Raw genomic sequence first — 10,915 nt, 5'->3', positions numbered from 1 at the left:
CGTTCATGGTGAAGAAGGCGGCGTCCAGGCGGCGCAGGTCGTGGGGCCGGAGCAGGGAGTGCTCGTAGGCGAGCAGCAGCGCCACCACCAGGACACCCAGTACCATGAGCTTGCCCATCCCGAAGGCCAGGACCATCCCGTAGAGCAGGAGGAGCATGACAACGTGCAGCCCGCGGGCGATCCGCAGCGAGCGTGGGATGCCGAACCAGCGCGGGATGGAGTGCAGGCCGGCCCGGCGGTCGAAGTCGTAGTCCTGGCAGGCGTAGAGGACGTCGAAGCCCGCCACCCAGCAGGTGACCGCAGCGGTGAGCAGCAGGATGCGGGGATCGAGCGCGCCCCGCACCGCGATCCAGGCGGCCGCCGGCGCCGCTCCCAGGGCGAATCCCAGGAAGAAGTGCGACCAGCGGGTGAAGCGCTTGGTGAGGGAATAGAACAGGACGATGGCCAGGGCGACCGGCGACAGGTAGAAGGCCAGGCGGTTGAGCTGCCAGGCCGCCAGCACCAGCAGCAGGCTGGCCGCCGCCACGAAGAGGATCACGAAGCTGCGCGTCAACCGCCCGGCGGGCAAGGCGCGAGTGGCGGTGCGCGGGTTGGCGGCATCGAGGGAATGGTCGGCGAGGCGGTTGAAGGCCATGGCTGCCGAGCGCGCCGCCACCATGGCCACCACGATCCACAGCAACTGCCGGGGTGCGGGCCAGCCTCCCGCCGCCAGCATCGCTCCCGCCAGGGCAAAGGGGAGCGCGAACACCGAGTGCTCCCACTTGATCATTTCGAGGGTGGTGCGAACGCTGCGCAGGAAGGGCACGGCGAGATTCTAGCAAGCGGGGCGGGGGGAAGGTTTCAAGGTTTCAAGGTTTCAAGCAACCTGTGGCTAGCACTCGGGAACGGCCGCCCAGCTACCAGCTGCTGGCTACTTCACCTGCTGTCCCGGCACTTGCAGCTGGTTGGTCACGCTGAAGACGCCGGAAACCTCGCTGGCGCGCATGCCTGCGACCTGGCGATCCATGGTGCTGTCCACCACGCCCACCAGGGTGACGTGGCCGTTCTCCACCACGATGCGGATGGGCTTCTGGGGAACGATGGCGTACTTCTGCAGCACCGGGTCGCCGTAGATGGCGCGGGCCACGCGCGCGCGGATGAGGTCATCGTTGGGGGAGTTGGGCAGCAACTGGACCTGGTCGACCACGCCCTTGATGCCGCAGGTGTCCTGGATGATGGCCAGGGCGGAGTCGCGGTCCCGGTCGGTACGCGCCTGCCCGCCCAGCGTCACCATGCCCTGCCGCACCACCAGGGTGAAGTTGTTGAAGGTGTTGCCCTGGTCGACGCGGTCGGAGGCGATCTTCCTGGCCAGGCGGTCGAAGAGCACGTCGTCGGGCACGGGCTTGCCGCCGACCACGATCTGGTTGCGAACGCTATCCACGCCAAACTGGCCGCGCGCCGTCTTTTCGGCGCGCAGCTTGTCGCGGTAGCAATCCACCGAGCCGGCCAGGGTGACGATGCGGTCGTCCACGCTGGCCTGCACGTCTTTGAAATAGTCCTTGCTGGCCAGCGCCCGGCTCACGCGCTGCTGGATCTTCTGGTCCTCCGGATTCTGCTTGTAGGGGTGATGCTGCGCCAGAAGAGCCGGCGCCGACAGCACCGCCACCAGGATGGAGACCCAAACCAGCCCCATGCGCTTCTTCATGACTGTCCCTCTCTTCGTCCTTGAACAGGGCCGTCTTCTTGATTGGATGATTGCCGGCCGGAAAAGGCAGCAGCAGGGCGGCTCAGTATTCTCCGGCGAAGCCCTCCTTGCCCACAAGGGGCACGAAGCGGCAGCCGTCGAGATGAGAGATTTCGGGCTTCCCTCCCAGCTTGCGGACGAGCTGCAGCTCCTGCAGGAGTTCGGGACCCACGGGAATGATCATGCGCCCGCCCTCCTTCAACTGCTGGAAGAGCGGTGCGGGAACGTGGGGCGCCGCCGCCGAAACCACGATCGCGTCGAAGGGGGCGCGGTCGGGCAGGCCCAGCGTGCCGTCGCCCACGAGCACGTTCACGTGGTCGTAGCCCAGCCGCTCCAGCACCTGCCGCGCGCCGGCGGCCAGTTCGGCGAACAGCTCCATGCTGTACACCTGCCCGCAGAGTTCCGCCAGTACCGCGGTCTGGTAGCCGCAGCCGGTCCCGATCTCGAGCACGACGTCCTCAGGAAGGAGAGCCAGGGCCTCCAGCATGGCGCCCACGATGTAGGGCTGGGAGATGGTCTGGCCGCAGCCGATGGGCAGAGGATGGTCTTCGTAGGCCTGGTCGCGCAGGCCGGGCGCCACGAACTCGTGCCGTGGCACTTTCTCCATGGCGGCCAGCACGCGCGCGTCGCGCAGCCCACGCTGCCGCAACTGCACTTCCACCATGGCCACGCGCCGGGGATGCCAGGGATCGGGTTGGGCGACAGCCGACATACGCCCCTGCCAGGGCTATCTCTTGCGCTGGCGGATGCGGATGTCGAAGCCCACCACCCCGTTCTGGTCGCGCACCGCCACCGCCGAGACCCTCTTGCTTATGTTGTACTCCACCTGGATGACCTCTTGCGAGGACTGCGCCAGGTTGGTGATGAAGGTCAGGGTGACGCGGTCGGAGACCTGCTGCTCGATGGTGACGCGGGCCAGAGGGTTGGAGACAGGGCCGCTGGCCTGCGGGTCCACCTTGATGCGGCCGGCGCCGAACAGCTTCTGCATGCGGCTGCTGACGCTGGTGTTCAGCGCCTGGCCCAGGATGGCCGCCGCTTCGCTCTCGGTGAAGGCCTGGGTGTTCTGCGCGGTGGTGACGTCCTCGCGGGTGCGCCCCAAGGCCAGCAGGGCGATGATGTCGCCGGGGGGCAGGGGCGGATCGGAGCGGTAGCTGATGCTGAGGTGATCGGTGGGCCCGTGCAGGCCCAGAGTGACGTCGTAATCGCGAACCCGGGTGGTGGCCTCCAGGTTGAAGACCGGCTCGATGCGCACCGGGTTGGTGAAAGTGAGGTCGCCGCGGTCGAGGTGGTACTTGGTGCCGCCGAAGTTGACGTCGCCCTCCGCCAGCGTCACCCGCCCCAGCACCACGGGATGGGTGGCGGTGCCGCGCAGGCGCAGGTCGGCGTCGCCGGAGATGCGCCCCTGCGCCGTCTGCATCTCCAGCCCGGGGATGGAGACGATGTGGACGTCGAAGCGCAGGTTGTTGAGCGGCGAGGTGGGGGGCGACGACACCGTGATCTGCCGCGCGCGCGCCAGGTAGGCGGCAAAGTCGAAGCGCGGGTCCACGCTGAAGCGCGTCACCAGGATCTCGCCCGACAGCAGCGAGCCGGCGGTGGTGCCCTCGAAGTGCAGATTGGCATCGGCGGTGGAACTGATGCCCGGGGGATAGCGCAGGCGGGTCTCCTTGCTGGTGGCGCTCAGGTTGAAGTAGAGGCCGCGCACGTAGCTGATGGTGCCGCTGAAGTCCAGGGTGCCGCCCCCGGAGCGCGCAGTGAGCGAGCGCACCTGCAGCCGGTTCTGGTTGAAGACCAGCACACCGTTCACGTCGGTCAGGCCGTTGGCCAGCTCGGGGAAGGAAAGCTCGCCCTTGCGGACCTCGATCTCGCCGCGCCATTGCGGCTGCTCGTAGGTGCCCTGCACTTCTACGCGCGCCGTCAGCGTCCCGCCCGAGCGCAGCCCGGGGTTGATGGTCTGGATCACCTGCAGGCCGGCGACGCCCTGGGCGCGCAGGTCGAGTTGGCGCCGGCCCGAGAGCTGCGCGCTCCCCGAGGCGGAGAGGTCGGTGCCCTCGCCCACGATGCGCATCTGCTCCAGCCGGAAGACCTCGTCCGCCAGGGAGAAGTGAATGGGGGCTCCGTTCCGCAGGGCCACGTGCTCCACGTCCAGGGAGAGCTGGGTGAACTCCCCGCTCACCTGCAGCCGGCGCGGCTGCCGCAGCGGCCCTTCCAGCGACACGGTGCCCGCCAGCGAGGAATGGCCGGTGATCTCTCCCGGAACGTAGGCGCGCAGCAGCGCATCGAAGTCCAGGCCCTGGAAGGTCAGCGCCAGCCGGGCCGGCCACTGCTCGCGCAGGTGGACGTCGCCTTGCACCTGCAGGCTGCCGCGCAGGAGTTGGGAGCGGCTGCTGAGGTGCAGGTCGGGGCCGCGGGTGACGGCGTCGATCTCGAGATCGCCCAGCGGCTCGCCGTTCACCACCACCTTGGCCAGATGGATGCTGGCATCGATCACGGGGGCGTCGAGCGTGCCCGAGCCTCGGGCGGTGAAACTGCCGCTCCCGGTGACCGGCAGGTGCGGTCTCTGCAGGCGGTCGAAGCGCGCCAGGTCGAAGTTGGACCCTGCCAGATCGAAGCGGAGGCCGCGGGTGGAGTAGTCGTAGGCGGCGCTGCCCTGCGCCTGCGCTCCGTTGTGCCCCAGGACCAGTTGCTCGAACTGGACCTCGTGACCGGACAAGCGCAGGCTGGAGCGCAGCCACTGGAAAGGTTCCCCGTAGATGCGCGCTGAGGTCATCTCCAGCCGCCCAGTGCCGTCCAGGTTCTGCGGCGTGCCTCTCACGTTGAGGTCGAGGTCCAACTTGCCGCTCACCGGATAGTGGGTGCCCAGAAAAGCCATCAAGCCGGCGACGTCGGAGCCGTGCAAGTCCAGACGCGCGCGCACGGGGCTGGCGTCGTCGAGAGCGTAGTCGCGCAAGCCGGCGGCGGCGTCCAAGGTGACTTCCATGGGCCCGCGGCGCACCATCCCGCTGTGGACCACCGCCTGCGTGGGAGAAAGTTCCATGTCGGCGCGCAGGGAGTCCAACTGCACGCGAAGCGTGGGCGAGGTCCCCGGCGGCGGGCCGCTCTTCAGCGCCGTCCAGGGCAGGACAGTGTCGAGATCATCGGCCTCCAGGTGGCCCGCGACCGCCAAGGCTGCCAGCCGGCCTGAGAGAGTGCCGCGGAACGAGGCGCGCCCCCGCAAGCTGAGTGGCAGGCGCGCCGGCTCACGGAAGGCGGCCAGCAGGGGGCGAGACTCTCCGAGATCGCGCGTGGTGACCGCCAGGTCCAGGCGCGTGGCCGTGCCACCAAGCAAGCCGGAGGCCTCAGCCTGCGTGGCTGGGGTCGCCACCTCCAGCCTCGAGACTTCGAGCGTCGTGGCAGAGCCGTGATAGCGGCCGCGCAGCGTGGCGGTCACGGGAAGTTCGCGGGGCGCGGGCTGGTTCGGCGGCTGGACCTGAAGGGCGAGCTCGGCCTCGAAATCTTGCAGCCAGCCCCGGCAGGAGGCGTCCACGGTGCCGCTGACCTCTCCCGCCAGGCCGATGCGCGCGAGCGGCAGTGCGGGCGTAGAAACGGCGCCGGCGATCTCCCCCAGCCGCAGCTTCTCCAGGCGCAAGCGCAGTTGTCCGCGCGCCGGCGCGGGACTTCGCCCGGGGACCGCCGCCGGGCCGGACAGCCAGTCCTGGATCTCGGCGTCCCCGGTAACCACGCCGCCGAGCGTGCTGGCGAACAGACGGGCGAGCGCCAGGCGGCTGCGGGTGGCCGCATAGTCGGTCCCACCACTGAAGCCGGCCAGACGGAAGGACGCCTCCTGCCACTGCAGGTCGCGCACCGCCGCGTGGCCACCCGCGGTCCATTCGCCCCCCTTGGAAAGAGCATGGCCGCTGAACTCGAGCAGCCCGGCGCGCAGCGGGGCCAGGCGGAGCACCGCGCCCGCCAGCGCCAGGTCGGCGGCGGCGTCGTAGGTGAGGTCCACCTGGGGATGGCGGAAATCCTGCACCTCGCCCTGGGCGGTCAAGTGGGAGCGTCCTGCTGACCACCGGAACGACTTCACTTGGACGGCCGCGGTCTGCAGGCTGAACTCCGTGGCCAGGGTGCCCGGCGGAAGGCGGAAGTCGCGGCCCCAGATCTCGAGCTTGCCGGTGCTGAGGTCGCCGTCGTAGCGGCGCCGCCAGCGCGAGTAGCTCAAGTGGGCGGCCAGGTCGTCGGCGCTGAACTCCAACGGAGTGCGGGTGTTGTTCAAGATCAGGCCGCCCTGCCGCACCTCCACCCGGCTGATGGCCAGGTCGAACAGGCGCGCCACCGGGTCGCCGGCGTCGCGCTGCACCACCCCGGGGACGGGCTGGTTGGTGCTGCCGTCGGGATAGACGATGAGGTGCACGACCGGGCGGTCGAGCAACAGATAGCGCAAGCCGATCTCCTGGCGGAAGAGCGAGAGGATCTTCAGCCGGGCCTGCACGTGGCCGACGTTGAGGAAGGGTGCTTCGCCCGCCGCTTCGCGCCCGTAGATGGCCAGGTCGTCGATGTCCACCTGCAGGCGCGGCAGGCTCCAGCGCAGCGCGCCGATCTCCACCCGCCCCCCGATGCTCTCCTGCAGCCGCGCCACCACCATGCGCCGCACCCGTGCCTGAAAGCGCGCGCTGGTCAGGTACAGCACCGCCCCCGCCATCAGCACCAGCACCCCGACCGCCAGCCAGATGCGGAGGCGGTGGTGATGGCGATGCGCGCGATGCCGGGCGGTGTCGGTGGTCATGGCGTCACCGCTCCCTGCGGGCTGGGCTGGTTCAGGGCCGGGTGCAAGCGGATGTCGGCCTGGTTGCGCAGGGTGGCCAGCCAGGCCACCAGCAGCTGGTCGATCTCCTGTTCCACCAGCACGCTCTCGATCATGGACTGGACCTCCGACAGCGGCGGCGCGGGCTGCGCGTTCTTCTGCCGCCACTGGGGAAGGAACTTGTCACGGTAGTACTCCTCGATGCTGGCCCGGTCCACCCGCACCATGGGACGGAAGCGCAGGTCGAGGAAGCGCGTGATCTGGTACTGGATGCCGGCGCGGTAGGCGAACTCGTCCTGGGTGAGGCCGTAGCGCTCCAGGGCCGCCGCCCAGCTCTGCTCGCTGGCGCCCACCACCAGCTGCTGACGGATCCTCTGCACCTCCGCCGCCAGTTCCTCGGGAGGGGGAGGCGGGACCTCCGCCTGCCGCATCTGCTGCAGGATCAGGGTCTGGTCCACCAGGCGATTCAGCGCGTCGCGGCGGTCGGCGGCGGTCACCTGCTCCAGGGGCTTGTCGTTGAGCACAGCTTCGTAGCGGACTTCCGCGTTCACATCGCTCTGCAGGATGACTTCGTTGTTCACCACCACCACGATGCGGTCCAGAACGTCGCCGCCGTGGCTGGCCCCCGCGGCCAGCAGCAGGAAGAACAGCAGCGCGACTTTGCCCCGTGGTTTCATCAGAATGTCTGCCCGATGCTGAAGTAAAAATTGAAGTGGGTCAGCACCTCGGAGCGGGACTGGTCCCGCACCGGGAACAGGGGCGGGTTCAGGTTGTAGCCGAAGTCGAAGCGCACCGGCCCGATGAGGGTCTTGTAGCGGATGCCCCCGCCGATGGCGTTGGAGTTGTAGTTGAAGTCACAGGTCGTAGCTACGGTGAGCAGGAAGCAGTTGTTGCGGTGGGGCTGCGACCAGCGCAGCATGCCGGGCAGGATGTCGCCGCCGGTGCTGAAGACGTTGCCCATGTCGTGGAAGAAGACGAAGCTGACGTTGTCGCCAACCCAGGGCAGGGTGATGGGGGGCAGGCGCAGCTCCAGGTTGTTGAGGAAGAGGCCGTCACCGCCGATGGGAAAGCCGGTGTCCGGGTCCCGCGGGCCTGCCTGATTGATGGCGAAGCCGCGGTGGGTGCCGCCGCCCCCGGCGTAGAAGCGCTCCGGCAGGGGCATGGTGGCGGCGGTGGTGCCGCTGAATGGTTCTTCCACCCCGATGCGGGTGGAGCGCGCCAGCACGTACTTGTGGCGCTTGCCGAAGCTGTAATAGCTGGAGTTCTGGAAGAAGAAGCGGGTGAAGCTGGCCTGGGAGCCGAGCACGTTGGCGGCCACGCCCGCGTCGAAGGTGGTGAACGCGCCCTTGTGCGACTCGATGGGATCGTCGCGCGTGTCGCGCAGGTAGGTGATGCTGGGGATGCCCACCCGCACCGGCTTGGAGAGCAGCGGGATCTCCGCTGGGCTGATCGCCAGAGTCGTGGGGTCGACCTTCACCCGGCGGTAGCTCAGGCGATAGAGGAGGGTGGTGATCTTGCTCAGCTTCTGCTCGGCCTGGATAGAGCCCTCCAGGCGCTCGGCGGTGAAAGTACGCACGTCGCGGGTGGTATCGAAGAGGAAGGCGACGCTGAGCTTCAGGTCCTCGTGGTTGAGCCAGCGGGGCGCCTCGTAGCTGAGCAGGGCGCGCTGCTGCAGGCGTCCCAGCCGGCCCTTGAAGACCAGGGAGTGGTCGCGCCCACGGAAGTTCAGGCGGGTGACGTCGAGCGAGACCCGCGGGCTGGCCCCCGTGCCTCCCTGCGGCTGTACGTTGCCGGGCTCGCTTCCCGTCTGCACTTCGAAGCCGAAGCCGTAGACGAAGGTATAGCGCCGGGCCTCGTCCACCTGCACCATGACATTCTCCCGCTCTTCCTGGCCCTCGGGGTTCTCCACCGCCACGTCCACCTGGTTGAAGATACCCAGGTCGTACAAGCGGCGCTGGCTCTCCAGCATGGCGCTCTGGCTGAGCGGGTCGCCGGGGTGCACCTGCAGTTCGCGTCCCACCACATAGGGACGGGTATGCTGCAGGCCGCCCACCAGCACCCGGTCCACGAAGACCCGCCGGCCCTCGCTGATCCTGTCGGTCACCCGCATGCGCGTGGGCTGGCCGGGCACGGGCTGGACTTCCACCTCCATGCGCACGTCGGGAAAGCCGTGATTGAAGTAGAAGTTGACCACCGCATCGCGGTCGCCGGCCAGGTTGGCCTGGGAGTAAGGCTGGCCCTCGGTGGAGCTGAGAAGCTGTCGGAGCTCTTCGCCGGAGAAGGCGTGGTTGCCCTCGATCTGGAGCGAGGCCACGCGGGTCTGCGGACCTTCGCTTACCCGCAGCACCACGCTCATGCGCCCCTCCACGCCCTGGTAGGCAGCGTCTACCTCGGGCGTCACCTTCACCTGCTGGAAGCCGTTGGCCTGGTAGAGGTCCTGAATGACCTCGACGTCATGGGTCAGCAGGGTCTGGCTGAAGCGCCCGTGCAGCATGTACCAGCTCGCCGGCTGCAGCAACATGCGCTCGCGCAGGGTGTCTTCGTCGAAGTAGTGATTGCCCTCGATGGCCAGCCGCTTCAGCGTGTACCGCGGTCCCTTGTCCACCAGGTAGGTCACACGCTGGCGCTGCTCCCCGGCGACGCTCTCGCTCGTCACCTCCACCCGCGCATGGAAGTAGCCCTGGCTCTGGAGATAGTCGCGCAGGTTGCGGCTGCCCTCGTTGAGCAGGTCGGGATCCACCGCTCCTTCCTCGTAAATGGGGACGGAGCGTTTGAGCACTCCCTTGCTCAGCTTGGCGCCCTCCACTTCCACCTCCACCGCGGGCCCGCGCGCGATGCGGAAGACGTAGTCCACGGTCTCGCTCTCGGGGTGGTAGAGGGGCGGGGTCACCAGCGCGACCTGGGCCTGCAGGCGGTCGAGCTTGGCGTAGCGGGCGCGCACCCGCTCCAGCGCGCGCCGCACCCGCGCGGAGGTGACCGGGTCGCCGGGGTGCAGCTTGGCGAGATCGGCGATCTGGGCAGCGGCAAAGCCGGCATCGCCCTCCACCGTCACCGTGCCGACGCGAGCGCGCGGGCCCGGCGTCACCTGCAGCAGGATGTCGGTCACCTGGGTGTCGTCGTGGAAGGTGTAGACGGGCGTGATCTTGGCGCGATAGAGGCCGTCCTGGCGAAACAGAGTCTGCAGGTTGGCCAGGCCCTGCTTCATCTTGCCCTCGGTGAACTGCTCTCCCAACTGCAGCTTGAGGGCGTTGATGACCTGGTTGGCGGTGGGGGCGCCCTTCCATGCACCCTGCACGCGGATGGGGCCGACGAAGTAGTTCTGCCGGACCACAAAGACCAGGCCGACCTCGCCCGCGGAGAGGAGTTCGGCCTCCGCTTCGACATCGGAAAACAGGCCGGTAGCGTAGAGGGCGCGGATGCTGGCAGCGATCTTGAAGCGGTCCAGGGGCTCGCCCGCCTTCTGCGGCAGCAGCGCGCGCAACTGCTCGGGACTGCGCCCGGTCAGGCCGCGGAACTGGATGTCGCGGACACGCACTCCCTGGTAGCTGCCTTCACTGCCCAGCGGAGTTCCCTGGGCGCGAGGAAGGCCGACGGTGGGAGCCTGGCCAAAGGCCAAGGAAACGGCGCCCAGCGTCCAACAGCCTGCCAGCAACCCCAGCAGCGCTGCCCTGGCTCCCGCTGACAATACCCTTCCTCCCTTTTCGCGGCCCGCGAGATTCAAGTGGTCGTCTCGAAGCGGATTTGGGGCGGCCCTGTTCCCACCCTGCGAGGGGCGCCGCGGCCAAAGGTTCCTGGGATGCAGCCCTATAATAAATGAAGCGGAGACCGCCCATGGAATGGAATCCCGAGGAGCGCTACTCGCGTCAGATGCTGTTCCGCGGCATCGGCGCCGAGGGACAGCGCCGGCTGGCCGCCGCGCGCGTCGCCCTGGTGGGCTGTGGTGCCACCGGCTCGGCGCTGGCCGGACTGCTGGCGCGCGCCGGAGTGGGCACGCTGCGCATCGTGGACCGCGACTACGTCGAGCCCAGCAACCTGCAGCGCCAGACCCTGTTCGAGGAGGCGGACGCGGCCGAGTCCCTGCCCAAGGCCGTCGCCGCCGCCCGCCGCATCGCCGCCTTCAACTCCTCCATCGTGGTCGAGCCGCAGGTGGCCGACCTCACCCCCGGCAACATCGAAGCACTGCTGGAAGGCTGCGAAATGGTGCTCGACGGCACCGACAACTTCGAGACCCGCTACCTGCTGAATGATTTCTGCGTGGCCCGCGGCCGCCCCTGGATCTACGCCGCTGCGGTGGCCGGCTACGGCGTCACCCTGAACGTGCTGCCGGGCGAGACCGCCTGCCTGGCCTGCGTCTTTCCCGAGTCGCCGCGCGGCACGGTCGAGACCTGCGACACCGCCGGCATCCTCAACTC

7 protein-coding genes are annotated in these 10,915 nt (G+C 68.7%); 1 reads left to right on the top strand and 6 read right to left on the bottom strand.

Annotated elements, in window-relative coordinates:
* The 6 genes from VEG08_14475 to VEG08_14450 all read right to left on the bottom strand — a co-directional run.
* Positions 1–805: UbiA-like polyprenyltransferase (locus tag VEG08_14475; GenBank protein HXZ29196.1), on the bottom strand; the 805-nt coding region annotated here is incomplete at its 3' end.
* 105 nt (positions 806–910) lie between these two features.
* Positions 911–1,684: a BON domain-containing protein gene (locus tag VEG08_14470; GenBank protein ID HXZ29195.1), complete on the bottom strand. Its 774-nt coding sequence runs from the start codon at positions 1,682–1,684 to the stop codon at positions 911–913.
* Positions 1,685–1,766: 82 nt separating this feature from the next.
* Positions 1,767–2,435, bottom strand: a complete 669-nt coding sequence (locus tag VEG08_14465) for a protein-L-isoaspartate(D-aspartate) O-methyltransferase (GenBank protein HXZ29194.1) — start codon at positions 2,433–2,435, stop codon at positions 1,767–1,769.
* Between the two features lie 15 nt (positions 2,436–2,450).
* Positions 2,451–6,485, bottom strand: coding sequence for a translocation/assembly module TamB domain-containing protein (locus VEG08_14460; protein ID HXZ29193.1), 4,035 nt, complete (start codon positions 6,483–6,485; stop codon positions 2,451–2,453).
* On the bottom strand, positions 6,482–7,180 hold the full coding sequence (locus VEG08_14455) for a SurA N-terminal domain-containing protein (protein HXZ29192.1): 699 nt from the start codon (positions 7,178–7,180) through the stop codon (positions 6,482–6,484). The genes VEG08_14460 and VEG08_14455 overlap by 4 nt, the downstream gene beginning before the upstream one ends.
* Positions 7,180–10,119 (bottom strand): POTRA domain-containing protein, encoded by a 2,940-nt coding sequence (locus tag VEG08_14450; GenBank protein HXZ29191.1) that lies wholly within the window; start codon positions 10,117–10,119, stop codon positions 7,180–7,182. Before VEG08_14450 ends, VEG08_14455 begins: the two co-directional genes overlap by 1 nt.
* Before the next feature lie 215 nt (positions 10,120–10,334).
* On the opposite strand from VEG08_14450, the gene VEG08_14445 reads away from it, so the two are divergent.
* Positions 10,335–10,915, top strand: a 581-nt coding sequence (locus VEG08_14445; GenBank protein HXZ29190.1) for a ThiF family adenylyltransferase, incomplete at its 3' end; no start/stop codon positions are given.

This window comes from Terriglobales bacterium (assembly GCA_035624475.1).
Taxonomy (GTDB): Bacteria; Acidobacteriota; Terriglobia; order Terriglobales; family Acidobacteriaceae; genus DASPRL01.
Note: the sequence above shows the minus strand (reverse complement) of the source record. Positions and strands in the feature narration are given on the sequence as shown.